The organism is Spirosoma sp. KNUC1025, from assembly GCF_045160025.1.
GTDB lineage: Bacteria > Bacteroidota > Bacteroidia > Cytophagales > Spirosomataceae > Spirosoma.
This window is the reverse complement of sequence record NZ_CP087139.1, coordinates 6,852,989-6,879,574: the sequence shown is the minus strand read 5'-3', so window position 1 is coordinate 6,879,574 and position 26,586 is coordinate 6,852,989. Positions and strand designations below refer to the sequence as shown.

At 47.9% G+C, this 26,586-nt stretch carries 22 protein-coding genes and 4 pseudogenes; 10 read left to right on the top strand and 16 right to left on the bottom strand.

All coding sequences use genetic code 11. The features are described 5' to 3' along the window. Positions 1 to 6: 6 nt before the first annotated feature. The 6 genes and pseudogenes from LN737_RS30015 to LN737_RS29990 all read right to left on the bottom strand — a co-directional run bounded on the left by LN737_RS30015 (position 7) and on the right by LN737_RS29990 (position 6,088). Positions 7 to 1,305 carry a serine hydrolase gene (locus LN737_RS30015; protein ID WP_405514801.1) on the bottom strand — a complete coding sequence of 433 codons (1,299 nt, stop codon included), beginning with the start codon at positions 1,303 to 1,305 and terminating at the stop codon, positions 7 to 9. 78 nt (positions 1,306 to 1,383) lie between these two features. Next, positions 1,384 to 1,941, bottom strand: a complete 558-nt coding sequence (locus LN737_RS30010) for a GNAT family N-acetyltransferase (protein ID WP_405514799.1) — start codon at positions 1,939 to 1,941, stop codon at positions 1,384 to 1,386. Between the two features lie 93 nt (positions 1,942 to 2,034). Then, positions 2,035 to 3,131: pseudogene (locus LN737_RS30005) on the bottom strand (mandelate racemase/muconate lactonizing enzyme family protein). A gap of 88 nt (positions 3,132 to 3,219) precedes the next feature. After that, the gene (locus tag LN737_RS30000) at positions 3,220 to 4,353 is read right to left on the bottom strand and encodes an amidohydrolase family protein (RefSeq protein WP_405514797.1); all 1,134 of its coding nucleotides are present in this window, start codon (positions 4,351 to 4,353) and stop codon (positions 3,220 to 3,222) included. Between the two features lie 18 nt (positions 4,354 to 4,371). Then, a pseudogene (ispF, locus tag LN737_RS29995) lies at positions 4,372 to 4,850 on the bottom strand (2-C-methyl-D-erythritol 2,4-cyclodiphosphate synthase). 2 nt (positions 4,851 to 4,852) lie between these two features. Next, positions 4,853 to 6,088: a pitrilysin family protein gene (locus LN737_RS29990; protein WP_405514795.1), complete on the bottom strand. Its 1,236-nt coding sequence runs from the start codon at positions 6,086 to 6,088 to the stop codon at positions 4,853 to 4,855. Positions 6,089 to 6,187: 99 nt separating this feature from the next. Here LN737_RS29990 and LN737_RS29985 point away from each other — a divergent pair, with 99 nt between their 5' ends. The 3 genes from LN737_RS29985 to LN737_RS29975 all read left to right on the top strand — a co-directional run bounded on the left by LN737_RS29985 (position 6,188) and on the right by LN737_RS29975 (position 8,656). Continuing rightward, the gene (locus tag LN737_RS29985) at positions 6,188 to 7,300 is read left to right on the top strand and encodes a tetratricopeptide repeat protein (protein ID WP_405514793.1); all 1,113 of its coding nucleotides are present in this window, start codon (positions 6,188 to 6,190) and stop codon (positions 7,298 to 7,300) included. A gap of 166 nt (positions 7,301 to 7,466) precedes the next feature. Beyond that, positions 7,467 to 7,817, top strand: a complete 351-nt coding sequence (locus LN737_RS29980) for a transmembrane 220 family protein (protein WP_405514791.1) — start codon at positions 7,467 to 7,469, stop codon at positions 7,815 to 7,817. Beyond that, positions 7,814 to 8,656 carry a hydroxymethylglutaryl-CoA lyase gene (locus LN737_RS29975; protein ID WP_405514789.1) on the top strand — a complete coding sequence of 281 codons (843 nt, stop codon included), beginning with the start codon at positions 7,814 to 7,816 and terminating at the stop codon, positions 8,654 to 8,656. The genes LN737_RS29980 and LN737_RS29975 overlap by 4 nt, the downstream gene beginning before the upstream one ends. 80 nt (positions 8,657 to 8,736) lie before the next feature. Here LN737_RS29975 and LN737_RS29970 read toward each other — a convergent pair whose 3' ends face one another. Continuing rightward, positions 8,737 to 9,261, bottom strand: a complete 525-nt coding sequence (locus tag LN737_RS29970) for a hypothetical protein (protein WP_405514787.1) — start codon at positions 9,259 to 9,261, stop codon at positions 8,737 to 8,739. A 54-nt stretch (positions 9,262 to 9,315) separates the two neighbouring features. Between LN737_RS29970 and LN737_RS29965 the strand changes: the two are divergent. Continuing rightward, positions 9,316 to 9,623, top strand: a pseudogene (locus LN737_RS29965) (iron-sulfur cluster assembly accessory protein). A gap of 97 nt (positions 9,624 to 9,720) precedes the next feature. Here the strand turns inward: LN737_RS29965 and LN737_RS29960 are convergent. Continuing rightward, complete coding sequence (locus tag LN737_RS29960) at positions 9,721 to 10,311, bottom strand: HNH endonuclease (RefSeq protein WP_405514785.1); 591 nt, start codon at positions 10,309 to 10,311, stop codon at positions 9,721 to 9,723. Positions 10,312 to 10,622: 311 nt separating this feature from the next. Here LN737_RS29960 and LN737_RS29955 point away from each other — a divergent pair, with 311 nt between their 5' ends. After that, positions 10,623 to 10,994, top strand: coding sequence for a CoA-binding protein (locus tag LN737_RS29955; protein WP_405514784.1), 372 nt, complete (start codon positions 10,623 to 10,625; stop codon positions 10,992 to 10,994). A 66-nt stretch (positions 10,995 to 11,060) separates the two neighbouring features. Here LN737_RS29955 and LN737_RS29950 read toward each other — a convergent pair whose 3' ends face one another. The 6 genes from LN737_RS29950 to LN737_RS29925 form a co-directional block, all read right to left on the bottom strand. Then, positions 11,061 to 12,068: a 3-oxoacyl-ACP synthase III family protein gene (locus LN737_RS29950; protein WP_405514782.1), complete on the bottom strand. Its 1,008-nt coding sequence runs from the start codon at positions 12,066 to 12,068 to the stop codon at positions 11,061 to 11,063. Positions 12,069 to 12,166: 98 nt separating this feature from the next. Continuing rightward, positions 12,167 to 12,418, bottom strand: coding sequence for a phosphoribosylformylglycinamidine synthase subunit PurS (gene purS, locus LN737_RS29945; RefSeq protein ID WP_405514780.1), 252 nt, complete (start codon positions 12,416 to 12,418; stop codon positions 12,167 to 12,169). Positions 12,419 to 12,499: 81 nt separating this feature from the next. Further along, positions 12,500 to 13,174, bottom strand: coding sequence for a CDP-diacylglycerol--serine O-phosphatidyltransferase (gene pssA / locus LN737_RS29940; RefSeq protein WP_405514778.1), 675 nt, complete (start codon positions 13,172 to 13,174; stop codon positions 12,500 to 12,502). A 59-nt stretch (positions 13,175 to 13,233) separates the two neighbouring features. After that, a complete protein-coding gene (locus LN737_RS29935) occupies positions 13,234 to 13,872 on the bottom strand; it encodes an MBL fold metallo-hydrolase (protein ID WP_405514776.1) in 639 nt (212 codons plus the stop codon). A gap of 80 nt (positions 13,873 to 13,952) precedes the next feature. Then, positions 13,953 to 14,654 (bottom strand): SAM-dependent methyltransferase, encoded by a 702-nt coding sequence (locus LN737_RS29930; protein WP_405514774.1) that lies wholly within the window; start codon positions 14,652 to 14,654, stop codon positions 13,953 to 13,955. Positions 14,655 to 14,670: 16 nt separating this feature from the next. Further along, entirely contained in the window at positions 14,671 to 15,438 is a 768-nt protein-coding gene (locus LN737_RS29925; RefSeq protein WP_405514772.1) for an alpha/beta fold hydrolase, read from the bottom strand. 530 nt (positions 15,439 to 15,968) lie between these two features. Here LN737_RS29925 and LN737_RS29920 point away from each other — a divergent pair. From LN737_RS29920 to LN737_RS29910, 3 genes are all read left to right on the top strand, one after another. After that, on the top strand, positions 15,969 to 19,352 hold the full coding sequence (locus LN737_RS29920; protein ID WP_405514770.1) for a carboxypeptidase regulatory-like domain-containing protein: 3,384 nt from the start codon (positions 15,969 to 15,971) through the stop codon (positions 19,350 to 19,352). A 108-nt stretch (positions 19,353 to 19,460) separates the two neighbouring features. Further along, positions 19,461 to 20,300, top strand: a complete 840-nt coding sequence (locus LN737_RS29915; RefSeq protein ID WP_405514768.1) for a glycerophosphodiester phosphodiesterase family protein — start codon at positions 19,461 to 19,463, stop codon at positions 20,298 to 20,300. Positions 20,301 to 20,313: 13 nt separating this feature from the next. Then, positions 20,314 to 21,573, top strand: a complete 1,260-nt coding sequence (locus LN737_RS29910) for a ComEC/Rec2 family competence protein (RefSeq protein ID WP_405514766.1) — start codon at positions 20,314 to 20,316, stop codon at positions 21,571 to 21,573. Positions 21,574 to 21,800: 227 nt separating this feature from the next. Here the strand turns inward: LN737_RS29910 and LN737_RS29905 are convergent. After that, a pseudogene (locus LN737_RS29905) lies at positions 21,801 to 22,792 on the bottom strand (patatin-like phospholipase family protein). Positions 22,793 to 23,044: 252 nt separating this feature from the next. Here LN737_RS29905 and LN737_RS29900 point away from each other — a divergent pair. Continuing rightward, positions 23,045 to 24,019 carry a polyprenyl synthetase family protein gene (locus LN737_RS29900; RefSeq protein ID WP_405514764.1) on the top strand — a complete coding sequence of 325 codons (975 nt, stop codon included), beginning with the start codon at positions 23,045 to 23,047 and terminating at the stop codon, positions 24,017 to 24,019. A gap of 85 nt (positions 24,020 to 24,104) precedes the next feature. After that, positions 24,105 to 25,766, top strand: coding sequence for an alkaline phosphatase PafA (pafA, locus tag LN737_RS29895; RefSeq protein WP_405514763.1), 1,662 nt, complete (start codon positions 24,105 to 24,107; stop codon positions 25,764 to 25,766). Here the strand turns inward: pafA and LN737_RS29890 are convergent. Next, positions 25,759 to 26,523 (bottom strand): biotin--[acetyl-CoA-carboxylase] ligase, encoded by a 765-nt coding sequence (locus LN737_RS29890; protein ID WP_405514761.1) that lies wholly within the window; start codon positions 26,521 to 26,523, stop codon positions 25,759 to 25,761. The two genes, pafA and LN737_RS29890, sit on opposite strands and share 8 nt — an antisense overlap. Positions 26,524 to 26,586 lie beyond the last annotated feature (63 nt).

Below are 26,586 nucleotides of genomic sequence, written 5' to 3'. Positions count from 1 at the left end.
CTACGTTTACTCTAATGCCTGATACACAGCAATCCGGAATTTCTTGACGAAATCACTGTAATAGGCGTAGGGCTGTACGTTGGTGAAAATCAGCAGAATCAACTCCTCTTTCGGGTCAATCGTAAACTCGGAACAGTACATACCACCCCACGTGAAGGAACCGGGAGATGCCTGGTCACCATAGCGCGAATTTTCGGTAATTAGTTGAAAACCAAGCCCGAATTTATCTTTACGGTCCCAGACTTCAGCTGCTCCAATCTGGTTGCGGAGCATCATTTCGACGGTCTTACGTCCCAGAATCCGCTTATTATTGAACGTACCGCCATTGAGCAGCATCTGACAAAGCCTGGCATAATCTTCTACCGTACTGATCAGCCCGGCTCCACCCGAAAAATACGTTTTGGCTCCTGAAACTGACGAGTTTCGATAAGCTTCGTTGGTATGCAGACTTAGCGGCTTGTCCATGCTCGATTTTTCGTATAACTCAACCAGGCGGCTGGCTTTATTATCCGGCAGATAGAAATACGTATCGGTCATGCCGAGCGGTTCCAGTACGCGCTCGCGCATCGCTATGTCGAGTGGTTTGCCCGATAAAATTTCGACCAGGCGGCCAATGATGTCGGTATTGAGGCCATACATAAAACCGGCCCCCGTCGAGTCAGCCGATACGTCGGACCGTCCCGGATCGCGGAGTAGCGGTCGTTTGGCAAGTTTGTTGATGACGTCTTCCAGCTTATCGGGCGCCGTTGAGTTGAAGAATGGCACGTTAAATTCGGCTCGCTGGTCGAGCGGGTGTTCGTAGGGAATACCCGCATTATGGCTCAGCAGTTGCCGGATCGTAATTTCGCCTTTGGCCGGACGAGTTTCATAATTGCCCCCAATCGGATCTTTTTTATCGTACTTTACCAGCACCCGCGGGTTTCTGAAAGCCGGTATATACTTCGAAATGGGATCGTCGAGCAGAAATTTTTCTTCCTCAAACAGCGTCATCAACGTCGTGGTTGTGATGGCTTTCGACTGCGACGCAATACGGTACATATCGTCGCGTTTGAGGGGTGTTTTCTTGGCCAGATTGCTGTATCCGAAGGCTTTATAATGCACGATCTTACCACGGTGAGCTACAAACGTAACGGCATTCGGTGCAATATCTTTATCAATCAAGCCCTGTAACCACGCGTCCAGCCGGTTGAGCCGCTCAGCCGAAAAACCAGCCTCAGCGGTGGATTTCGCAGTTGAAAATGTCTGCGGAAGTGATTGAGCAAGAAGCGAGGTTGAGAGAAATAGGAGGGGTAAAAACAGTCGCATTTTAGGTTTGCGGGTTACAATGGCCAGGGTAAATGGAATACGTATGTACTTGGGCTATAAACCGATACTAGACTTTTTCTACTTCTGCAAATCCCAGGCAACGACTACCCAGGTTTCGCCAATAGACGAGTCATAAAATTCATGAATAGACTCGAACCCAACGCGGGCATGAGCGCGTAATGAACGCGTATTGTTGGCCGAAATGTCGGTTATCAGCAATTGATACTGGTTGCCGTATACCTCACGATGATGCTGAAACATTCGATCGAATAGCCGCTGGCCCCGGTACCCATCCGCCACGCATACCTGTCCCATTACGTACCACGTATAGTCTTGTACAGATTTATTATTGTAAGTCAGCGTATTAATCAACTCAAAAAGCGGCAGTAACTCCGGAACGTCATTGCCAAATTCGGGCAACATGGTCAGGGCGTATCCGACAACCATATCACCGTCTTTGGCAATGACACTCGGTGCCGCCTGATTCATACGTAATAAAACAGCCGGGTCATGTTCAACGGTCACAAACCCCTGGTCAACCTGAACGGACAGGGGTACGTTTTTACGCAGATTGGCCTGTTGCAGTGCCAGAATACCACGCACGTCGGCTTCAGATTGAACGGTGGTAATAGTCATGGAGAATGGGTTAATGGAGAATGTAAAATGAATAATGAATGATGGGTAATGAGCGGTAAAACCAGTTATTCATTTTACATTATTCATTACCCATTATAAAGCGATTTTTGTACATCTTTTCAGAAAGTCTGCATCCACTTCGGCTCCGATACCCGGTGTTTCAGGTAGCTCGATCTGGTAGCCATTGTAAATGATTCCCCCATAAACCGGATCGATGGCATGTTCAAAACAGGCATCCAGATCATGGAAATGAATATTTTGGCGAGCGGCTGCGAAATGGGCATTGGCTGTTAACGCCAGTCTTGACTCCGACATACAGCCAATCATGCACGGAATACCAGCCGCTTCAGCTATGGCATTGATCTTAAGGGCTTCAAAGATTCCCCCGCTTTTCGAGAGCTTGATGTTGAAATAATCGACGGCTTCTTCACGGACAAGCCGAATCGCATCGACGGCATCGAACAGGCTTTCGTCGGCCATGATCGGTACGGGAGCGCTTTGCCGGATTTGCCGCAGCCCCGCAATGTTGTGTCGGTTGATGGGTTGTTCGCAATACTGCACGTTCCAGCCGCCGATGGCTCGCAGTACACCCGAAGCTGTCACGACGTCCCAACCCTGATTCGCGTCCGTACGAATGGGAATTGTGTCACCGATAGCATTTCGTATGGCCTCGACCCGGTTGATGTCGTCGCGGAGATTGGTCCCGAGTTTTACTTTGATGGCGTCGGCGCCTTTGGCCTGAATTCGTAACGCATCCTCAACCATCCGCTCGGGGGTGTTGATGTAGATTGTTTCGTCGGTGACGAGCAAACGTTTTGAGCCGCCTAAAAACTGGTATAAAGGCATTCGGGCCGCTTTAGCAGCCAGATCGTAAAGGGCCATATCGAAAGCCGAACGCGTTGTTGGGTGGCCCGGCAAATACCGGATCAACGTAGTAAGGCAGGTTTCAATATCGAGCGGATCATGACCAATTAGCAAGCGCGCCATATCTTCGGCGGCTGCCATTCCGGAAGCCTGCGTTTCGCCAACAATCATCCAGAAAGGCGAGCCTTCCCCCAGCCAGTAATCCCTTCATCCGTCTGAATTTCGACCAGTATATTCCGGGCATTCTCAATCGTACCGAGCGAAATAGCGATAGGCGCTTTTAGGGGAATGTCGTAGCGATAGAGGGTTATCGTGCTTATTTTCATCGTAGACGCAGGAAAGCAGGCATTGCACCGGGAAAGACGAGTAATCTCCGCTTACGCTGCAAAATACCTGCTTTCCTGGTGCTTCCATTTATTTCGGAAACTGACTCTTATCGATGCCGGGAATAATCCGCAGCGCATTCTTGTAATATACTTTTTTCAGCACTTCATCCGGCAAACCCATGCCATACATACGCCAGAACGCATGATACTTTTTGTGATAGGGAAAGTATTCGTCGTTGGTTTCGAGGACGCGGAAGTACGTTGCGTATTCTGAAGGCACCCAACTGTCTTTTCCAAACAGAATCCGGTCCTGATATTTTTCAAAAAATGCCCGGCTTGCCCGTGGTTGCCGGCCTAGCTCGGCGATGACAGCACCGATCTCTACGTTCATATTCGGGAATACCGTCATCAGGCTATCGAGCTTTTTCAAATCGTTCGGATACCAGCCCATATGAGCGGCAATGAACGTAGTTTTCGGATGTTTCCTGAACACATTGTGCTGTTCAGCAATAAGCTGCTCCCAGGGGACAGGATCATTGGGCGACCGTTTGCGGCCCGCGTGCAGCTTGAGTTCAAGCCAGCGTTCGTTGTAGCGATCCATCGGATCCCAGAAGGATTTAGGGTCGGCCGTATGGATGAGTACCGGAACACCCAACTCACCGCATTTAGCCCAGATCGCGTCAAGGCGAGGATCATCTACCCGAACGCGGGTGCCTTTGTCATCCTTCACGCTGAAGCCCAGATTTTTATAAATCTTCAGTCCTTTGGCGCCTTTCTTTACGTCCTCTTCCAGCGTTTTTACAGCCTGCGCTGTCCAACCCTTATCGTTTACGTTGGAAAAATTAATGTTTGTAAACAGGATGAGCCGTTTGGGATTAGTTTTCTGGATATTGGCCAGCGCGTTGTCGAAAAACTTCGTGCTTTCGGCATCACTGTTGCTGAACCCGCGTCCGCTGAGGTTGACCATCAGGCCCATGTTAAGGCTGTCCATCTGGCTGAGCAGCTTCCGCAGATCGCCGTTATCCATCTGATACTGATGATTATGTACATCAATAAACGGGTACTTCGACTGGGTCAGTTTGTGTTCAGGCACCTTGAGGGTTGAAACGGGGTCGTATTCCTCAAAGCCTAGCGGTTCGGCAGGCTGGCTCAATCTGGCGGATTGACCATAGGCGCCTACAGCCAGCAGCAGGAAGGCAGGTACGTAAAGTAGAGGCTTCATAATCAGGTTGTTTTACAACTAATCTCTAAAAATAAGGGCGACGCAGTGAGCCGCAATACCTTCCCCCGGCCGACAAAACCAATGTGCTCGGAGGTCGTGGCTTTTATGGAAATATCTTCCTCAGGGATGGCCATTACGTCGGCCAGACAGGATTTCATGGCCGGAATGTGCGGATTGAGTTTGGGCTCCTGTAAAACGACCGTTACGTCGACATTCGAAATTTCATAACCCACTTCGCGCACCATCCGTAGTACTTCTGCCAGCAAGATTTTACTGTCAACGCCTTTCCAGCGCGGATCTTTGTCCGAAAAATGATAGCCGATGTTCCGCATGTTGGCAGCGCCCAGCAACGCATCGCACAGTACGTGACAGATGACGTCAGCATCCGAATGACCGACCGGCCCGAAGGGAGCGGGAATCAGAATACCACCCAGCCAGAACGGTCGGCCTTCTTCCAGCCGGTGCACATCGTACCCTTGTCCTACACGAATTTTCATGCTCAGGCCGCCCGATAATACAGTGTAGAGCAATTTTCTTTCTTCAGCACCTGTTTGGCCATGCGCTGTATGTCGTCGGGTGTGACGGCCTGAATCACAGCGGCCTCTTCATTGACAAGGTCGGGATTGCCCGAATTGGCGGCATAGGCAAGATTCATCGCCCGGTTCAGTAACTCGACTTCGGAGAAGGCGAGCGTGGCTTCGGCCTGGTTTTTTACTTTAGCCAACTCTTCGTCAGGAACAGGCTGATCGATGAATTCCTGCATAATCGCTTCTACAGCAGCATCGGCTTCCTCAAGAGCAATGCCTTTGTTCAGGTTACCCTGAATAACCAACAGACCCGGATCGATGGAATTGGTAATGTATGCATTGATACTGCTGAACAATGGATTGCTACGTAACACCTTCTGATACAGCCGCGACGATTTGCCCCGACCAAGCATATCACTCAACAGATCGGCCGCATGAAAATCGGGTTCGAAACGACCTGGCATGTGGTAGGCTTTATACAATCCGTCCAGCGGTACTTTCGCGGATGTTTCCAGCTTCCGCGCTTCAGTCTGGACAGGCTCGACAGGCAACCGACGGACGTAAGGCTCACCCGCCGGAATGGGGGCAAACCATTTGGTACAGAGCTGCTTTACCTGATCAACCGTTACGTTGCCGGCAACCACCAGAATCGCATTGTTTGGCAGATAATATTTGAAGAAAAACGACTTTACATCGTCCATCGTTGCTTCTTCTATATGGCTGATGTCCTTGCCAATGGTAGCCCATCGGTAGGGATGCTGTTTGTAGGCAAGCGGACGTAGCTTCAGCCACACATCGCCATAGGGCTGGTTCAGGTAGCGCTGCTTAAATTCTTCAATGACAACTTTTTGCTGAACATCAAGCACTTGCGGATCAAACGAAAGGCTAAGCATTCGGTCGGATTCGAGCCAGAAAGCCGTTTCCAGGTTAGCCGCCGGGAGCGTAATGTAGTAATTGGTAATGTCGGGGCTGGTGAACGCATTGTTTTCACCCCCCACTTTCTGGAGCGGCTCGTCGTAGGCGGGAATGTGTTTTGACCCGCCAAACATCAGGTGCTCAAATAGATGGGCAAAGCCGGTTTTGGTAGGATCTTCATCGCGTGAGCCAACGTTGTACAAAATATTGACGGCTGCCATGGGCGTCGATTCATCTTCGTGAACGAGTACCTGCAGGCCATTGTCTAAAACAAACTGTTCGTAATGAATCATAAAAAAAGGGTTGTCTAGCGCCCTTATTCAATAGTACGTATTGAACAAAAGTACACTTCCGGTCGTATAGAATCAAACGATCAACTTTCCATAATTGCTTTGTTTAATCTGAAAAACGTCTTTATCATACTTAGTTGGCTGGTTTTGTCGCTAACGGCTCAAGGGCAGGTTTTGCAGGACCCGGCTGCTCAGCAACTTATTATCAAAGCGCTGGATTCAATTTATAATATGGAGTTTGTAGAGGCCGATGCGCTTGTTCGGCAGATTCAGACTCGCTATCCTCAGCATCCGGTTGGGCTAATTTTACGGGCGACCCAGCTGGATTTGCAGAACCTGCCCATATCGGATAATAAGGCGGCCACGGCTCAGTTTGTGCAGTCGGTTGAGCAGGCAATGGAACGTTCGAAGCGCATGCTCGATAAAAACGAGGACGATCCTGAAGCCGTTTTTTTCATGCTGACCTGTCATAGTTATATGGCTTCGCTTTATCATAACCGGGGCGAATCGCTAAAGGCAGTTGGGGAGTCGAAGAAAGCCTACAGTTACCTGCGGGATGGGTTTAAACTGATGGATAAGAACCCTGATTTTTATTTTACCAGTGGGCTCTATAATTACTACGTCGAACGATACCCGATGGACCATCCGATCGTTAGGCCGTTTATGTTCTTCTTTGCCGACGGCGATATTGCGCTCGGCATCAAGCAAATGGACGTCGCAACGCATAAAGGGCTATTTATGCGACCTGTCGCCAATTATTACCTGTCGCATATTCTGATGAAATACGAAGGAAATCCGGCCAGAGCAGCTGTTTATACGAAATACCTGATCGATAAGTACCCGGATAATCCTCTGTTTGCCATGAGCTATGCAGAAGCACTATTGATGTCGGGTCGGTATGCCGAAGCCCGGCCCTACGTACAGCATCTGAAACAAATGCCTCATAAGCTGGTGCCACTGGCGTATTATACCTTTTCGGGCATGCTGGCTGAGTATGATAAAAATGATAAAGAAGCAATTCAACTGTACGACGTAGCGTTGAAACAGTATGCAGACGAAGCCTATACAAAAGAGTATCAGGCTTTTGTGTATGCCGGTCTGGCCCGTATTGCGGCTCGTGCCAATAACCGGAATCAGGCTAAGCTGTATTATAAGAAGGCGCTGGCCATTGCTGAATATAAATCGATCATTCGCGAAGCAAAAGCGTATAAGTAGCTGGCTGAGAAAGATGCAGGCAATACGTGAGAAGTCAGCTTTTCTGTGAAGATGAACGTATCGACCAACGAAAATCATCCGACGTACCGAATTTAGTCATCATCCGGAATCATTAAAACTGTCAATATTGTGCTTTTACGAAGTACAAACGATTATTCTCTCAGAAATGCGTAAAACCCTGTCTATCATTTTCGGGCTGCTGTTCATTCTGTTTGCGGCCTTTCAATATAACGATCCTGATCCGGAAGTATGGATTCCTATTTATGGCTTTGCTGCGGTGGCCTGTTTTATGGCTTATGCAGGCGTGGGGCAATGGTGGTTTTTTGTGCTCATGGCTGTTCTTTACATCGGTGCAGCCATTTACCAGTGGCCTCCTGTGTTTGAAGGGTTTTTATTTAGCGAAGTGGGGATGCGTAGCATGAATATTGAAATGGCTCGCGAAGCCGGTGGCCTAGCCATTTGTGCGGCCGTCATGCTGGTACTGGCCGCTCTGATGCGTAATCCAATACGTCGATGAAACTTATCGAATGTCCGCGCGATGCCATGCAGGGGCTGGCTCATTTTGTGCCTACCGATCTTAAAATCCGGTATCTGAACACGCTATTGCAGGTGGGCTTCGATACGCTTGATTTCGGAAGTTTTGTGTCGGCTAAAGCCATTCCACAACTGCGCGATACAGCAGACGTACTGGCGGGTCTTCATCTGGCGAAAACCCAGACGAAATTACTGGCTATTGTGGCTAATATTCGTGGCGCCGAACAGGCCGTATCGTACCCACAAATTCAGTACGTAGGCTATCCGCTTTCGGTCTCCGAAACGTTTCAGCAACGTAACACCAACAAATCCATTGCGCAGGCATTTACGGATGTAGAGGTCATTCAAAGTCTGTGTGCACAGGCGAAGAAAGAATTGGTTGTTTACTTGTCGATGGGGTTTGGGAATCCCTATGGCGATCTGTATAACCCGGGACTGATCGGCGATTTTACGGCACGGTTAGTTCAACTGGGCGTCCGTATTATTGCGCCATCTGATACGGTCGGTACGTCGACTCCCGAAGCAATCGAACAGTTATTTGGTCATTTACTGCCCTTGTTTCCAGACGTTGAGTTTGGCGCGCATCTGCACGCCCGACCCGGCGAAGCTCCGGCAAAAGTACGGGCAGCGATACGGGCGGGTGTCAAACGGATTGATGGGGCACTACGTGGATTTGGAGGATGCCCGATGGCGGCCGATGCACTCGTTGGGAATCTGCCTACCGAAGAAATCCTGGAAACGCTGGCTGGAGAAGGCCTGTCAATAACCATCAATCAGGAAGCATTCCAGAAAGCCCTTACTCTATCAGCGGGGGTGTTCTAAATGCGTGGAGTAAGGAGCGTGGGGCCGGGTAAAGATGGTCATTTGGTGCATTGCATCGCACTCCTTGCTTCACGTAACGTTCACATAAACATGGCCTGAATTTCCTGTTTTACGGCTCTGAGGGCATCCGCCGTTGGCTGTTTATCTTTTTGAATAATCCGCTCAAAAATTCGCTTCGATAGTTCAAGGGCAGGCGCGTCGGGACGTGTGTCGCCCGATGCCTGATTAATGAGGGTCATTACTTCATTCATGGCCGCCTGAATCTGATCCCAGGTCGCCTGACTCATGTATACCTGTTGCGACAGGTTATGGTTGTATTCATCCCGGATTTCCTGCAAAAGCCGCTGTTGAAAATCCAGCACGGTTGTTGAACTGCCGCCCAGTCTTAACAGCAAATTATTTGGGCTGATACGTTCCAGAAAGAGAACCATCCGTTCAAAAGCCTGTAAACGAATGGGCACAACCGTTTCCGTATATCGGTTCTTGACGTCGTATCGATGGCGATCGGCTTCACGTTCCAGTAAAAGTTTAACAGTCAGATACATACCATAAAGAACAAGGGCTGCTGGGATGATCAGTTTCAGGAAGTCACTCAATAGGTCCATAAAACGGGAACGTTGTTCGATTAAAATGGGTAATGTTGGAAACCAAAATCAATTATGCTGACACTCGACAATCCGGTTTGGGTTCGGCCTGAAGCACGTCAACAGATTCTGGAAACCCTGCAGGCCAATAAAATTCCCGAAGAGTACGGTTTACGCGTAGGGATTCGGGGGGCGGCTGCGGATCGTCGTGGCTGCTAGGATTCGACCTGCCTGGCCCGACCGACGAAGTATATAACGTAGAAGGGGTACGCGTCATTATTGACCGCAAGCATTTACTCTACGTACTGGGCGCTGAAATAGGTTATGAACCGGGAGGATATACGGTTGAAAAAGGAATAACAACCGATAAGGGAAGTAATTAAATACGGTTGGTTACCCGCAGTGATAAAGTATGGCAAATGGCTTGTCAGTGCAGGTGATTAGGCTGGATGCCAGCATATAACCACACATGCGCGACGCTTATTCAATCGTCACGTGTTTCCAGTTCTCGCCCGAGCGGATACGATTGAGTTGCGTATGCGTAATGCCAAACTGTTTGGCGATCATCTTTAGCCTGTTTTTGTCGTTCAACAGCAGCTTCTTGATGATCTTCACCTTGCTTTCCGTTAGTTTATAATTCCGGGTCTGGCGGGGAAGCGTCCGGTTTTTAAGGTAAGGATTCTGACGATTGTGCTCAATCATCTCATCTTTTGTTACCCATCGTAGATTCTGGAAGTGGTTATTCTGTTTGTCATGATCCAGGTGAATGACAAACGTTTGGTCGGTGTTGTCGCGGTTCACGAACTGCTCAGCAACCAGTTTGTGAACGTACCGATTGAGGGTTTTTCCTTCTGAACGGATATTCAGCGAACGATAGCCCTGAATCACAGACCCTTTTATCAATTTACTCGTAGTTGGGTTAGTTTCCTGACTTTGCTGCCGGGTTGATACCTGAAAGCTACGCAACCGTCCATAGTTCGACACCTCATACCGGGGCGGATTCTCAATGCCTTCGAATACAATAGGCACCCATTTCTCATTCCAAAAACTTTGATTCCCTTTGGCTTCCATAACCGAAGCTGATTTTAATGCTGAGTTGTTTACTGATGTTCTGTAACCTTTGGAAACAGAACCATTTGATGAGTGCTTAACAAGTTTATATTAAAATGGTTACTATTTTTTTAAGACAGCTTGAAAATTAAAAGAATAAATAGAATAAAAGGTAGGCGAATAGCTTTTGAGGCTAAAAAAGAAATACGGCAACCAGACCAAATCCGAACAGGTTTCAGACAAAATCAGACAAACGGATAGAACTGCCTGTGGACATAAGGAGTTAATAGTAAACGATCCTATACAGAATTTGTGAGTTAATGACTGAATATATGGATACTCCTGCGAAAAAAACATTGGTGGTTGGCGCAACCGAAAAGCCTGGGCGTTACGCAACCCTTGCCGCCCATAGTTTGCTCCGGCATGGGCATGCAATTGAATTGCTTGGTTTGAGAGAAGGTAAAATAGACGGACATCCGATTCAAACAGGCAAACCTGAGTTAGATGGCATTGATACCGTAACCATGTACGTTGGGCCACGTAACCAGTCGGGGCTATACGACTATATCAAAAGCCTGAAACCTCGTCGGGTTATTTTTAATCCAGGTGCCGAAAATCCCGAGTTTGAACAGCAGCTCCAGCAGGAAGGCATCGAACCGATTGAAGCCTGTACGCTGGTAATGCTATCGATTGGAACGTATTAAATGATGAATTATGAATGATAAACGATGCTGAGAGTAGCGCTTTTTTCATAATTCATCATTCAGTTTTCACCATTTTATCAACGCTGATGCCCAGGTGAAGCCACTGCCGAAAGCGGCCAGACATACCAGATCGCCGGGTTTGATACGTCCTTCCTCAAAAGCTTCCGTTAAAGCGATTGGAATAGAAGCCGCCGTCGTATTGCCGTAGCGATGAATGTTATTAAAAACTTTCTCTTCGGGGAGGTTCATCTGCTGGCGAACGTATTCGGAAATACGGATATTAGCCTGATGAGGTACCAGCAGCGAGAGGTCTTCAGGTTGATAACCGTTAGCGTTCAGGCTCTCGTTGATAACTTCCATAAATCGGACAACGGCATGTTTGAAAACCGCATTCCCATTCATCGTTACGTTATAACTGCCTTCGGTAAGCGTTTCTTCACTCAACCAGCGACCGTCGCGACTGCTTCCGGGGTCACGAACATACAGTTCTTCAGCGTAGCGCCCGTCGGCATGTAGGTGGGTCGATAAAACCCGGTGTTCAGGATCGGTAGTAGCCTGTACAACCGCTGCCCCGGCTCCATCGCCAAAAATGACCGCTACGCCCCTGCCTTCATTGCTTTTGTTCAGAAAAGTTGACTGAATTTCGGAGCCTACCACCAGAATCGTTTTGTACATGCCGGTTCTGACGAACTGGTCGGCTATCGACAGGGCATATACAAATCCTGAACACTGGTTGCGAATATCAATGACACCAACTCCCTCAAGTCCCAGCTCGCGCTGCATCAGAAATGCCGAGCCGGGAAAGTAATAATCGGGCGTAATGGTGGCATAAACGATCAGATCAACGGCGCTCGTTTCTAGTCCGGCGCGGTCGAGAGCCATGCGCGAAGCCGCCGTAGCCATACTGGCATTGGTGTCTTTACCGTAGGTAAAATAACGGCGCTGTTTGATACCAGTCCGTTCCTGAATCCAGGCATCCGACGTGTCCATGTATTGAGTCAGGTCATCGTTGGTTACGACATTGTCGGGAACATAAAAACCTAGCCCTTTGATACTTGAGTAAACCGTATTCATTCGCTGTTAAAAAAGTTAGTAAAAGTAGCACTTTTTATGGGGGATAGTCGCCACAAAAACAGATTGTGCTACGAATACAACTCAGGCAATGAGCCTATTCAGGCTGCGTGCAGGTCGAATGAATACTCTTCCATAATCAGATTGGCCAACAACTGCTTACAGGCCGAATCCACAGTCGTTCGGGCCTGTTCTTCAGAGTCGGCATCAACTTCGAGCCGAATGTGTTTGCCAATACGAACGTTATCGATCGTATCCATCTGAAGATTATGGAGCCCTAATTTCACGGCTTTTCCCTGTGGGTCCAAAATTTCCGACCGGGTCATAATGTTAATTTCAGCGACGTATTTCATTGGAAATGATAGAATGATTGAGTGATTGAATTGTGGAATGATCGCGAATTTATTCAGTCATTCCACAATTCAATCACTCAATCATTTAGTAAAAAGTGACAGAATAATGTAAAGAAAAATAATGAGCGGAATGGCTGCAAACTGCAAAAATAACAGCAACAGCACGGATGCGATCAGAAAACTATATTTTATCTGATTTTCAGCCCATCCAAACGATTTGAATTTTAGCGCAAACAGAGGAATCTCGGACACCATCAGGAACGAAAAGGCAATGATCATTCCCAGCGCAATATCGTTTTTCCAGATCGCATCATATTGAGGTTGATACCGTTCCATTAGCGGAAATGAGGCAATCAGCAACGTATTGGCAGGAGTGGGCACGCCAATGAACTGATCGCTTTGCCGGGTATCAATATTGAACTTTGCCAACCGCAACGCCGATAAAACGGCAATAAGAAAAGCACCGTACGAAATGGGGCCTAAATCCTGAAACCAGCAAAGTTGAAAAACCATAGTGGCCGGCAAAACCCCAAATGTGGTCATGTCGGCCAGGGAGTCCAGCTCCTTTCCAAACGGGCCGGATACGTTGACCAGACGAGCCACGAACCCGTCGCCAAAGTCAAGAATGGCGGCTACCCCGATCAACCAGGCTGCAGTATCCAGATGACCACGTAACGTCATGACCAGACCAATGCACCCACAAAGCAAATTGCCGCAGGTCATCGCATTCGGAAGGTGTTTTAGGAGGGATTTCAAAATAGAATGATGAATTATAAAGGATGAATGATGAAAAATAATTTATCATTTATAATTCATCATTGCCTGACAAATGGGTTTGTTCGCTTCTCCTGCCCAATTGTGGTTGGTTCCATATGGCCTGGGTAAACAACGTAATCGTCCGGTAAGGTATAAAACTTTGTTCGGATACTGTCCATTAGATCAGCGTGGTTACAGTACGGAAAATCCGTCCGCCCGACACTTCCCCTGAACAACACATCGCCCCCGACGACGTAACGTTCGGCATGATTGATAAACGCTACGTGTCCCGGTGCGTGGCCCGGTACAAAGATGACGTCCAGCACAGTGTTTCCAAACCGGAACTGATCGCCTTCATTCAGAAAAGCGTCAATCTCAGATGGTTCGTATCCGCGCAGACCATAGAGGGCGCAGCGCGTCGGTACGTCGTTGTAAATCACCATATCAAACTCATGCAGGTAGGCTTTAACCCCGAATTTTCGTTTGACGTACGCTACTCCAAACACGTGATCGAGGTGAGCGTGCGTCAGAAGCAAATACTTGACCGTGAGTTTATTGTCAGTAATGAATTTACCTAAGGCTTCTTTTTCAGCCTGTTCATAACAACCCGGATCAATGATGACAGCTTCACCAGTTGTATCATCTGAAATGACGTAGGTATTTTCCTGTAAAGGCGAAAACTCGAAGGCTTGAATCATAGGTCAGTTGGCAATTAATCAGTCGAACAGCTGCTCAGAATCGTCTGAGTGATTAACTGATTGGTCGACTAACTGATTTTCTACAAAAGTAGAAACACCGTCGGTTTTTTTCGTAAGTCGGGGATTTGAGTTTTCCACTCCCGAATGGTTAGCGTTCGCACAAAAGCATCGGGAGCGGTTAGATTGCAAGCTACACATAAGCGCGTATTAGCCTGGCAGTTCGCCAGTATGTCGGCAAAAAGGGCATCATTCCGGTAAGGGGTCTCCATGAAAATCTGAGTCTGTTGCCGTTGTTGAGCCTCCTTTTCAAGCTGACGTAACGTCCGGCTTCTGTCGTGCCGGTCAATTGGCAGATAGCCGTGAAAAACAAACGACTGCCCACTCATACCCGATGCCATCAGCGCCAGCAGAATGGACGACGGACCGACCAGCGGCTCCACCCGCCAGCCCAGTGTATGCGCCATGCCAACGACAACCGCCCCCGGATCAGCTACACCAGGGCAGCCCGCTTCCGACAGAACGCCCGCATTCCGTTTGAGCTCAGTCAGCTCCTGAATCTGTCGGCGCGTATCAGTCGGCGGAGTGTCTTTATCAAGATCAAAAAACATCGTCTCATCGATAATACGGCTCGTTTTCAAACCACTAATGAATCGCCGGGCCGAGCGAACGTTTTCCACAAAATAGGCATCGGTCTTTTCAATCACTTCCCGAATAGGAGAAGGTAGTACCAGCTCGGCGGTCTGATCGGCTAGCAGAGTTGGAATAAGGTATAGCGTTGGCATGGTTGTCGCTGATACGTCAGGCAATAAACTTCATTAACACATCAACAAATTCAGCCGGTTTTTGCGCTTGTATCCAGTGACCTACATCCTGAATTGTCTCGATCTTGGCATTCGGGAAAATACGTTTAATTGTCGGAATATCTTCGTCCAGAATATAAGGTGACTCACTGCCGCGCATAAACAGGGTGGGTTCTGTTACAATCCGTGGGTTGGTTAACTCTTCGCCAATTCCGTGTAATTCGCGCTCGATGACAGGGAGATTCAGGCGCCAGGCAAATTCGCCCTGCTCATTGCGGTAAATATTTTTGAGCAGAAACTGCCGTACGGTTAGTATGGGTTCGTATTGGCTCAGAATGGCATCGGCATCGTTTCTGCTTTTGATGGCTGATAAATCAATGGCTTTCATGCCTCGGATGAGTTCGGCATGATGAACGGGGTAAAATTTAGGGGCAATATCCACGATTACCAGTTTCTGATACGTACCCGGATAAAGCATGGCATACTGCATGACCGCTTTTCCGCCCATAGAATGCCCTACCAGAATGGGGTTATCAAGATTATGGTCGATGAGAAATTCGTGCAGATCGGCAGCCATGCTCTGGTAATCCTGCTCGTCGCCCCGGGGCGACTGACCGTGATTACGCTGGTCAAGCGCAAAAACCCGGTACCCTTTGGCCGCAATGGTTTTGCTGATTGTCAGCCAGTTGTCGGATGAACCAAAAACGCCGTGAAGGATCACAATAGCCGGGCCCGTTTCGCCTGTTTGCCGGAAGAATAATTTCATAGAAGGGAGGAGGGACAAGACGAAATGGAATGAACGAGACGGGTAAATACGTAGCCATATACTGGCGGTCTGTTCCTGCCTTTCTGTCTTAACGCCTTATTTAATTACATCACTCAGTTTTTCTGGTAAGAATTCTGACGTAGCAAATAACTACAAACTAACCGAAGTACATATACCGCAAAATTGACGGCAATTATTCGAGTTAATGGTACGATAAGACAAAACTAAGAAGGAAAATTGCAGGAAACGGTCATTTGTATAGTCAACTCACAAGAATGCTTCTGCCAGGTTACTAAAACAGCAGATATTCTACGGATTTTACGTAACAATATCGTAATATTCTATTATAGAACAGAATCATTCAAAAATATAACTATTCTTATAGAATAGTAGGCAGTTTTTGATATAGTGGTACTTTTTTAAGAAGAAGCACTTTATTACGTCAAAAAATATAAGCATATTTGTCACCAAATGGGTACCGATCTGAGTGGATCGGCGTCTCAAGAATGCTAACCAAATCAAACACTTCTATGTCTAAAAATTTACTGCACTTTCGGGCGGCTTTTGTGCTGATCGGCAGTGTGCTATTGGCTGTGCTCGCCGGGAGCGTAGCCAGGGCACAGGTAACCACCGCCGTTATCAATGGTCTCGTAACCGACGATAAAGGTGCTGGATTACCCGGTGCTACCGTCGTGGCCGTTCACGAGCCATCAGGTAGCCGGTATGGTACAACGACAAATGCATCGGGTCGGTATACGCTTCCTGGCGTTCGGGTTGGCGGTCCGTTTAAAATCACGACCACGTTTGTCGGCTTTAAAGATCAGGTTAAAGAAGGAGTCTTCACAAACTTGGGAACTGCGGCCGACGTGAATTTTAGTCTTGCTGACAACAGTGCTCAACTCTCAGAAGTTGTCGTATCTGGAAACCGTAGCGACATATTCAGCTCTGAGCGTACCGGTGCCGCTTCGACCTATGGCCGGGAAACAATTAATACCGTACCGACAATTGGTCGTACAATAAACGACGTAACCAAATATAATGCTTACGGAAATGGTCAGTCCTTCGGTGGACAGGATTCCCGTTTTAACAACATTACGATCGATGGTGCGGTATTTAATAACGGTTTCGGCTTAGGGTCTTCTGCGCAGGCGGGCGGCCGGACGGGCACAACGGCTGTATCGTTGGATGCTCTGGACGAAATTCAGTTGAACGTAGCGCCTTACGACGTTCGTCAGACCGGTTTCTCGGGGGCTGGTATTAATGCGGTAACCCGTTCTGGAACGAACGATTTTTCGGGATCTGTTTATTATCTGTTTCAGAACAGCAGCTTAGCCGGTAAAAAAGCCGACGGAAGAGATCTCCCTCCAGTGACTATCAATAAGAAAACGCAGGGTTTCCGCATTGGTGGTCCGATTATCAAAAACAAGTTATTCTTCTTTGCAAACGTAGAGCAATATACAAGTAGCGTACCCGCTTTGGATTGGGTGGCTAATCGGGGAACAACGGGTGGTAACGTATCACGCGTAACAGCCGCTGATCTGGAAGACCTCTCGCAGTTCATGAAAACGAACTTCAATCGTGATCTTGGCGCTATTGATAACTTCAACAACGGGGTAAAAAGTTTGAAAGGTCTGCTTCGGCTTGACTGGAACATCAACGATAACCACAAACTAGCGATCCGGTACTCGCACCACAATTCGGAGTCGGATCAGGCAATCAGCAATAGCAACAGTAGCAACACGGCTGGTAATGGTAACCGTACGGGCTATTCTTCTGCTGGATATGCGGGTAATCTGGCTCTTTCTCCGCAGAATACAGGTTATAAAATTGCCGATAACACGCGCTCGATTGCTGTAGAATTGAACTCCACATTTGGCGGAAAATTTGCCAACAAACTGGTTGCTACGTACAACAAACAGATCGAGGATAGAACGTATCTGACCGATGTATTTCCTACCATTGATATTCTGAAAGATGGTACTACGTATACGTCGATTGGTTTCGACCCGTTTACACCTAATAATAAACTGAATTATTCAACCCTGAATATTACAGATAACTTTAGTGTATTTGCGGGCAAACATACGCTGACATTTGGTTTGTCGTATGAAAAGTATACATCGAACAACGTATTCTTCCCAGCCTCGAATGGTGTTTATGTATATAACTCAATAGAAGATTTTAAAACGGCAGCTCTGGCTTCGATAAGCAACCCAACATCTACTTCATCTCCGGTAACACTGAACCGTTACAACCTGCGTTATTCGTTGGTGCCAGGTGGAGCAGAACCATTGCAAACGCTGCACAGGAGTACCTATAGTGCCTATGTGCAGGATGAATTTCAGATCAATCCAAGCTTTAAATTGACGGCAGGTATACGGGCTGATATTTTCGCGTATGATAACTCGACAGCGGAAGCCTTTAATAACCCACGGGTGGCCAGCCTGACTTATAAGGATGAGAATGGTGCAGATTATAAGCTCAATACGGGGGCATTTCCTAAAGCTCGTCTGCTGATTTCTCCCCGTGTTGGTTTCAACTGGGATGTGAAAGGAGATAAGACAACGCAAATTCGTGGAGGAAGCGGTCTGTTCGTATCGCGTATTCCTGAAGTACTGGTATCGAATCAGTTAGGTAACAACGGTGTAAACACAGGTGTTCTGAATTTGCAGAATTCTAACATTCCATTTGTTACAGACCCCAGTAAATTACCCGCAGGTATAGTACCTGATCCAACGAAGGTAAAGGTTGAAGATTTGACGGGCTATGCAGTTAACGCAACCGATCCGAACCTGAAATATCCTGTGGTCTGGAAAACAAACCTGGCTATTGACCAGCGTTTACCCTGGGGCTTAATCGGAACCCTGGAAGTAATCTACAACAAAACGCTGCAAGGGTTACGCTATATCGATGCTAACCTAAAATCACCTGATCGTCAGCTGACCGGACCCGATACGCGTGGTCGGTACCCTGCTTCGGGTGTAACGGGTACAGCAGCAATCAATGCCGCCCGCTATATCAACAGCCCGTATAACACAAACGCGTTTGTATTGAAAAATACGACCGAGGGTAACGCTTATACGTTTACCGCAAAACTTGAGAAGCCAGCCATAAACGGGTTTGGGGGAATGGTAGCCTATACGTATGGCTTAGCGCGTGATTTAATGTCGGTAGGTAGTACGGTTGTTGGTAATACGCCGACGGTTGGTGGCCAGAATTACCTGACACTGTCATTCGGCGACAACGATTTGCGTCACCGGATTATCGGCTACGTGAATTACCGGTTGAATTATGGTGGTAAATTTGGCGGTTCGACAACCTTTACGCTGGGCATGCAATCGACCAGTGGTTATAAAGGATCATACATCTACGGTAGTGACCTGAATGGTGATGGCCAAACAAACGATTTGCTCTTCGTACCTGCAAAAGCGACAGACTTAACGTTTGCCTCGTTAACCGTTGGTTCAGGCGCTTCGGCAGTCGTTTATTCACCGGAGCAACAGCAAGCCGCTTTCGAATCGTATATCAACGGCAACGATTATCTGAAAACTCGCCGTGGGCAATATGCAGAACGTAATGGTGGTTATGCGCCCTGGTTAACTCGTTTTGACTTCACAGTTATTCAGGAGTTCTTTGTTAGGGTAGGCGCTAAAGGTACAAAACACGGCCTTCAGTTCCGGGCCGATATTCTGAATGTAGGCAACCTATTGAATAACAAATGGGGTGTAGGCTGGGTTTCTACAACCGCTAACCCATTGGCGATTGCTAGTGTAAGCGCTGCCGGTTTGCCAAGCTATCGGATCGCTACACAGAATTTGAACGGTCAGACGATTCTGTTAAAAGATTCATGGGTTAAAAGCGTAACGATCGATAACGTTTGGCAGGCTCAGCTTGGCGTTCGTTATTCGTTCTAGTAACGTTTGTATATCGATAGTCGAAATCCCCCGCACAGTGATTGTGACGGGGGATTTTTGTTTGCTTAATTTCAAGGTATGAAAGCTATTTTTTTCGTCTCAATCATTATGCTTGCCTTGACCGCAGGCAAAGCACAGTCAGTTAATCGATTTCAGAATGGTAAGGCCATTGATACGTTTTTTCAGTATAAAGCCGGACAAACGCGGCCGCTTATTTTAGCGCACCGGGGAGCTCCTTCCCCGTCAGATACGGAAAACTCCATCAGAACATTCGATAAGACCACCAAAGCGCTCCCAGATGCCATTATCGAAATGGACGTTCGAATGACCCGCGATAGTAACTTCGTGCTGCTGCATGATACTACGTTAGATCGGGAATCCAACGCTAAAGGGCCGGTTGCGGACTGGACATTGAACGATTTGAAAACGATCAAACTCAAAACCCTTGCCGGTGAATTGACAGATCAGCCAATACCGACCTTTTCGGAAATACTGGCCTGGAATAAAAACCGCTATATGCTGGCATTGGATGTGAAACCGGGTACTGATCCATTAAACGTAATGAAGGAGGTGACGAAATATAAGGCTGAACATTCTGTTTTTGTCATTTGCTATTCATTTGCGGAAGCCCAACGCGTTCGTGATCAATACCCTGATATCTGGCTGGCAGTTGGCGTAAATAGTATGGACGACCTCGAACGCCTGGAAACCGATCGGCTTGCAACAGGGCATCGATTGATTGCTTTGACACCGCAAAAACTACAGCCTGTTTCTTATTACGAACGTTTACACAAGCTTGGAATCCCCTGTTCGATAGGTACGTATGGAGCTGGTCAACTGGATGAAAAACCGATCGCAGAAGCGACGGCCGGGTATCGGGCGTTGTTCAAACAGGGAGGTGATATTATTACAACGGATCGGCCAATCGACGTAGCAGGCTTGTTTTAGCCAATTGAATTCTATGCAACAGATACGCCTGTTCGTTCTCTATCTGACTTTGTTAGGGCCCATTGAAGCGTTGGCTCAGGAAGTAGGGCAACCGCTACCCGTTTGGCAGGCGGGTGAACTCGATATTCATCATATCAATACGGGTCAGGGCAACGCTTCTTTTATCATATTCCCGGAAGGTACAACCCTGCTGGTAGACGCCGGGGCTATCAATTCAATGGATTGGCGAACGAATAAACCACGTAACATACCCACCAGGCCAACCAATGACCGACAGGCTGGCGAATGGATTGCCCATTACGTTCGCAACACGTTACGTTTCGATACGAACCCGACCATTGATTATGCCATCATTACCCATTTTCATGACGACCATATGGGCACGCCACTAAACGTGACCAAACGATCAGCGGGTGGGTATGTTTTAACCGGAATAACTGAAGTAGGGGAGTTCATTCCAATTCGGAAGATACTGGATCGTGGGTGGCCCGATTACAAATACCCGCGCCCCATGACAGCCGATACGATGGTGAGCAACTACCGCCGGTTTCTGGACTGGCAGATCCAGCATAAGGCGCTACGTGTGGAGCGGTTTCAGGCCGGTAGAAGCGATCAGATTGTTTCGGTTAAACCAACTGGCGTTCGGGAGAAATACCCGTTCACTTTTACTAATCTGGCTGTAAATGGGCAAGTCTGGACGGGTAAAGGATCGAATACATGGTCTGCGTTTCCCGACTTAATTACGCTGCAACCGGCTGTGTATCCCAATGAAAATATGTGCAGTATCGTTTTTCAGCTTCGGTACGGGTCGTTCGATTATTTTTCGGGCGGTGATATTCAGGGTGTTCTTCAGTTTGGGGAACCAGCCTGGCACGATATCGAAACGCCAATTTCTACTGTTGTCAAACCTGTTGATGTGCAATTGCTCGATCATCATGGGTACGGCGATTCACAAAATGGGACCTTGCTGGCAAGCTTGCGGCCCCGTATATGCATAATCCCGGCCTGGCACGCTACGCACCCCGCGCCTGAAGTTCTGGAACGCATCTTTTCGGGGCAGACGTACAGGGGCGACCGGGATGCCTTTGCAACAAATTTGCTCGAAGAAGCCAAAACAGCCATTCACGATTTTCTGCCCCGGTTAAAAAGTACGTCCGGTCATGTTGTAGTTCGGGTTGATCCGGGAGGAGCAACGTACCGTGTATTTGTTCTGGATGACACCAATGAGTCGTTTAACATTAAAGCAATGTATGGCCCCTACGCATCTCAATAACCTCTTGACCAGGGCGTACATAGATAAATGGCAATAATTAGATTGAGTGCATTCCAACGCCTGTTTATCCTTATCTTACCATACATGGACGATGATGCTTTAAATGAAAACCATAGATCTTTGCAAATCGGGAATCGAATTCCCGATTTGCAAAGATCTGATTATTAGATTGTTAGTTGTAAAGGCGGCTGATGTGGGTTAAAAATAAATGGGGATAAGAAATTACCTCAGGGCGTATTAATGGAGTTACTTGCTAACGGATTGATTTTAAGCGCATCCGTACCGGCCTGATACCCCTGAATAATCATGCGGCCAATATCTTCGGAGGTAAATTTCATTAGATTCAGATAGAGTGGTTCCGTTGGCCGGATGATCGTCAGCGTGAGATTGCGACCATTCTTTTTTCGTGTTCGGCAAACCGTTCCGCCCAGGCAATGTCATTGTTGACCAGCTGATTAACGGTTATGTCTTTTACCCGGTCAGCCAGATTGAGCAGATTGCGGTAATTGAATTTCTCGTTATAAATTTTCCGGGCATGACAGGCTACACAGGCAATATCCGTGGCTCCATCTTCAATAGCCACTCGTAAGGGAGCCACTTCCCGAAGGCCACCATCCAGAAAAGCCCGTCGATGATCGCCCGCAATCTGCACCGCAGGCATCAGAAAAGGCAGTGAACTGCTCGCATACACGTAATCCAGAAAATTAGGGTCGTGCGCATCGGCATAACACATATCGCCCTCAATGATATCAACGGCTCCGACTTTCAATTTGACGGGTCCTTTTCTGATAGCTTCCAGATCAATATGACTTCGAATCAGGTTCTTGATCGGTGAATTATCCAGCAAGCCGTCGAAACGGCTCATAATGGTATTGTACCCCATCCGAAACCTTGACCGAATTACGGCTACATCGTCGGGCCTAGTGATGTTCCGAATCCAGAATTCTATGAGCTGTTTGCCTACCTTAACCCAGTCGACCTGGCCCGTTTCGGCGTACTGGCGAGCTGCATCATTGGCCAGAAACGTAGCGTTGAGGCTGCCAACCGATATTCCGTACAGTTGATCGGGCACAAAACCCGATTCAAACAAAGCCATAACGGCCCCGACCTGAAAAGCGCCCTTGAGTGAGCCGCCCCCCAGTACCAGTGCTTTGATGGGGTTGGTCTGAGACGGAATAACGTCGGGTTGTGGGATAGGAACAATCGGATTATCAATCATAAATACACAAGGGTATGTGGCACAAACGGCCCGTACCGCCGGAAAATTGTCTCTTTTCAGCCAATAAACAAAACGAAACGCGGTACGGATAGTTTGGAGAATGGTTGCCGGTTTTCTAATCGGCTTTTCGGCATCTGCACTTTCCTTACTAATATTGTTGGAAAATTAGTCAACAGTCATTGGTGTTTAGCCAGTAGGGTATTGATAGCATCCATTGTTAGCCTGATGACCAACGACTGACCCCTCTATATAATGCCTCTTACTGTCGCTGATATACAAGCCCCAATTGCTGCCGAAATGGAACTGTTCGAGCAGAAATTTCGAGAGCTGATGAAAAGCGACGTGATGCTCCTTGACCAGATCACGAAGTACATCGTGAAACGTAAGGGCAAGCAGCTTCGTCCGATGTTCGTCTTTCTAACGGCCGGTGTCTGCGGGCAGATCACCGAAGCTACGTATCGTGGCGGGGCGCTCATCGAATTATGCCATACGGCTTCCCTTGTGCACGATGACGTGGTAGACGAATCCAATTACCGCCGGGGTTTCTTTTCCATTAATGCGCTCTGGAAGAACAAGGTAGCTGTGCTGGTGGGCGATTATTTATTGACGAGAGGCTTGTTTCTTGCTGTCGATAACAATGACCACGATCTGCTACGTATTGTTACGATGGCCGTGCGTGAGCTGAGCGAAGGCGAGTTGCTTCAGATCGAAAAAGCCCGTCGGCTGGATATTGATGAGGCTGTTTATTACGAGATTATTCGCCAGAAAACGGCCTCGCTCATTGCCGCCTGTTGCGCTGTTGGAGCCTGTTCTGCAGGCGCTACGTCGCAGGTCGTCGAACAGGCACGCGTATTTGGCGAGAAAGTCGGTATTGCCTTTCAGATCAAGGATGATTTGTTTGATTATGGCACTGCCGAAGTTGGAAAGCCGCTGGGCATTGACATCAAGGAGAAAAAAATGACGCTTCCGCTTATTTACGCACTAAGCAAAGCCGGTTTTCTGGAGAAACGCCGAATCATCAACATTATCAAAAACGACAGCGAAAACCCGAAAAAGGTTGATGAAGTAATCACGTTTGTTAAAAACTCAGGAGGGATTGAATATGCTACCGAAGCGATGAACCGTTACGTCGCTGAAGCACAGGAACTTTTAAACTCTTTCCCGGATTCCGTTTACCGGAAAGCACTGCATCAACTGGTTCAATACACGATCGAACGTAGTAAGTGAGTGTATAAGCCCTGATTGCTCCATGAGTCACCCAGTAATTTGTTTGTACTTTTGTAAGACCCGATCATTATACTATACCGGTTTCATGCGTCTATATTCTATCAGCCTGCTCCTGTTTTTATTGACGATAACTGCCTTTGCTCAGCCCAGGAAAACGACTAACACTCCCAAAGCTACGTCAGTACTGACTCGTCCAAAACTCGTTGTTGGTATTGTTGTCGATCAAATGCGGTACGATTATTTGTACCGGTACTACAACAGGTTTGGTACAGGCGGGTTTCGTCGGATGATGGATGAGGGTTTCAACGCACGTAACAATCACTATCATTATGCGGCTACGTACACAGGCCCAGGTCACGCAGCAATCTACACCGGATCAGCTCCAGCGTTGAACGGGATTGTTGGAAATGATTTTTACGAACGAAACATCGGCCGGTTGATGTATTGTGCCGAGGATACTACAGTGAGCACGGTAGGTAACACTGGCACAGCCGGAAAAATGTCGCCCCGCAATTTGCTCGTTACAACCATCGGCGATCAGCTCAAACTGGCCACCGATGGACGTTCTAAAGTAATAGGCATTGCTCTGAAAGATCGGGGTGCTATTCTGCCCGCCGGTCATGCGGCCAATGCTGCTTACTGGTTCGACTCCAAAGACGGAAATTTTATCAGCAGTACGTTTTACCAGAAAGACCTTCCGCAGTGGGTACAGGCTTTCAATGCCCGAAAATTACCCGAACAGTTCATTACAAAGACGTGGGAGCCAACCTTAGCCATGAATCAATACACCGAAAGTACGGTTGACGATGAACCTTATGAAACGGTTCTGGCGGGTGAATCGAAATCGATCTTCCCACACGGGTTTACCATTCAGGCGGGTGGGCTCAAATATGAACCGTTACGCACCAGCCCGTATGGCGATCAGATTACGAAAGAGTTTGCTCTGGCGGCCATCAAAGGCGAACAACTGGGGCAGCATGACGTAACGGACATGCTTTGCCTGAGTTTTTCGTCACCTGATTACATCGGGCACGCATTTGGTACGCATGCCATCGAAACCGAAGATAATTACATTCGGCTCGACCGACAGCTGGCCGACATTTTTAATCAGTTGGATGCTACGGTTGGCAAGGGTCAATGGCTGGCTTTTCTGTCGGCCGATCACGGAGCAGTTGATGCGCCTGGCTTTCTGGAGCAATACCGGATTCCTGCCGGTGTGCGTGGCTATGGCGAAATCGGTGAAACGGTGAAGAGCACACTTGAAAAGGCGTATGGACCTGGTCAGTGGATGCTCTCCTATTTTAATCAGCAGGTTTATCTGAACCGGGCTCTGCTTACCGAAAAGAAGATTCCGATGCAGGAGGTTTACGAACTATTGCGAACCGCTTTACTGAAGCAGAAAGCAGTCGTGAATGTTATTAATCTGCACAATCTGGGCGCCGAAGCCCTACCCGAATTGCAGGCTAACTTGCTGAAGAACGTGTATCATCCCAATCGGAGCGGTGACTTTTACGTAATGCAGGCACCCGGCTGGATTGAGGGACGTAACAAGGGCACAACGCATGGTACCGTTTACCCTTATGATACGCATGTTCCCTTTCTGGTGTATGGATGGGGCGTTCGTCCGGGGCAAACGCTACGTCGGACTCACATTCATGACATTGCACCAACCATTACGGCATTGCTTAAATTACTTGAGCCGAACGGCTGCATTGGCAATCCGGTTGAGGAAGCAATTGCTAAATAACAAAGCTTACCTCTTTAAAGCCGAAATACCGCACCTGGCCATCTACGGCGATAGCCAGACGCCCCGTCTCGTCGACGCCGATAATTATTCCCCGAAAATAGCGACCTTCACTGTCAAACAATTGTTCTTCCTGATACCGATACAGGATCTGCAGGTAATTAATTTTTAACTGGTCTCGCTGACCGGAGCGAAGCTGTAGATACCGCTGTTCGAGGGTTTCGCACAACCGACTCAGTAAACCCGGTACATCATACGTATTAGGCAAAGGCGTTTCCTGCTGTAAGGACGTTGCCGTTGGATAACTAAATTCTGTCTGATTGACATTCAGGCCCATACCGATGATAGACCAGGCAAGTCCGTAACCGTGCAGGGTATTCTCAATTAATATGCCGCCTAGCTTCCGGTTGTAAACGTAGATGTCATTTGGCCATTTGATGCGTAAGGCATCGCCAACGAGTGGGTGAAGCAGGTCGTAAATGCCGAGCGAAATAGCGATATTTAACCAGAACTGCTCATTGGCCGATAAAAAAGACGGCTTCAGGATAAGCGAAACGGTTAGATTTTGCCCGGCTTTTGCTTCCCATTGATTACCACGCTGCCCGCGTCCGGCGGTTTGATTATCCGTCACAACGAGTGTTCCTTCGGCTGGGTCATTTTGCGCAATCAAAGCGGCTGCTTCGTCGTTAGTAGACTGACAGCTTGGCAGATATTGGATTTTTTGCCCTAGAAAAAGTGTTTTGGGATAGATTTTGTACAAAAGATTGTATAGTTTAGTAGAAGTAGAGCTAATGAATGGTGCCGAAGACATTTTCAGTCTGTT

What these genes read in the sequence shown, in the direction of transcription:
- LN737_RS30015 (WP_405514801.1), bottom strand. Translation starts at nt 1,305, where the DNA reads ATGCGACTGTTTTTACCCCTCCTATTTCTCTCAACCTCGCTTCTTGCT.
- LN737_RS30010 (WP_405514799.1), bottom strand. Translation starts at nt 1,941, where the DNA reads ATGACTATTACCACCGTTCAATCTGAAGCCGACGTGCGTGGTATTCTG.
- LN737_RS30000 (WP_405514797.1), bottom strand. Translation starts at nt 4,353, where the DNA reads ATGAAGCCTCTACTTTACGTACCTGCCTTCCTGCTGCTGGCTGTAGGC.
- LN737_RS29990 (WP_405514795.1), bottom strand. Translation starts at nt 6,088, where the DNA reads ATGATTCATTACGAACAGTTTGTTTTAGACAATGGCCTGCAGGTACTC.
- LN737_RS29980 (WP_405514791.1), top strand. Translation starts at nt 7,467, where the DNA reads ATGCGTAAAACCCTGTCTATCATTTTCGGGCTGCTGTTCATTCTGTTT.
- LN737_RS29975 (WP_405514789.1), top strand. Translation starts at nt 7,814, where the DNA reads ATGAAACTTATCGAATGTCCGCGCGATGCCATGCAGGGGCTGGCTCAT.
- LN737_RS29970 (WP_405514787.1), bottom strand. Translation starts at nt 9,261, where the DNA reads ATGGACCTATTGAGTGACTTCCTGAAACTGATCATCCCAGCAGCCCTT.
- LN737_RS29960 (WP_405514785.1), bottom strand. Translation starts at nt 10,311, where the DNA reads ATGGAAGCCAAAGGGAATCAAAGTTTTTGGAATGAGAAATGGGTGCCT.
- LN737_RS29955 (WP_405514784.1), top strand. Translation starts at nt 10,623, where the DNA reads ATGGATACTCCTGCGAAAAAAACATTGGTGGTTGGCGCAACCGAAAAG.
- LN737_RS29950 (WP_405514782.1), bottom strand. Translation starts at nt 12,068, where the DNA reads ATGAATACGGTTTACTCAAGTATCAAAGGGCTAGGTTTTTATGTTCCC.
- purS (WP_405514780.1), bottom strand. Translation starts at nt 12,418, where the DNA reads ATGAAATACGTCGCTGAAATTAACATTATGACCCGGTCGGAAATTTTG.
- LN737_RS29935 (WP_405514776.1), bottom strand. Translation starts at nt 13,872, where the DNA reads ATGATTCAAGCCTTCGAGTTTTCGCCTTTACAGGAAAATACCTACGTC.
- LN737_RS29930 (WP_405514774.1), bottom strand. Translation starts at nt 14,654, where the DNA reads ATGCCAACGCTATACCTTATTCCAACTCTGCTAGCCGATCAGACCGCC.
- LN737_RS29925 (WP_405514772.1), bottom strand. Translation starts at nt 15,438, where the DNA reads ATGAAATTATTCTTCCGGCAAACAGGCGAAACGGGCCCGGCTATTGTG.
- LN737_RS29920 (WP_405514770.1), top strand. Translation starts at nt 15,969, where the DNA reads ATGTCTAAAAATTTACTGCACTTTCGGGCGGCTTTTGTGCTGATCGGC.
- LN737_RS29915 (WP_405514768.1), top strand. Translation starts at nt 19,461, where the DNA reads ATGCTTGCCTTGACCGCAGGCAAAGCACAGTCAGTTAATCGATTTCAG.
- LN737_RS29910 (WP_405514766.1), top strand. Translation starts at nt 20,314, where the DNA reads ATGCAACAGATACGCCTGTTCGTTCTCTATCTGACTTTGTTAGGGCCC.
- LN737_RS29900 (WP_405514764.1), top strand. Translation starts at nt 23,045, where the DNA reads ATGCCTCTTACTGTCGCTGATATACAAGCCCCAATTGCTGCCGAAATG.
- pafA (WP_405514763.1), top strand. Translation starts at nt 24,105, where the DNA reads ATGCGTCTATATTCTATCAGCCTGCTCCTGTTTTTATTGACGATAACT.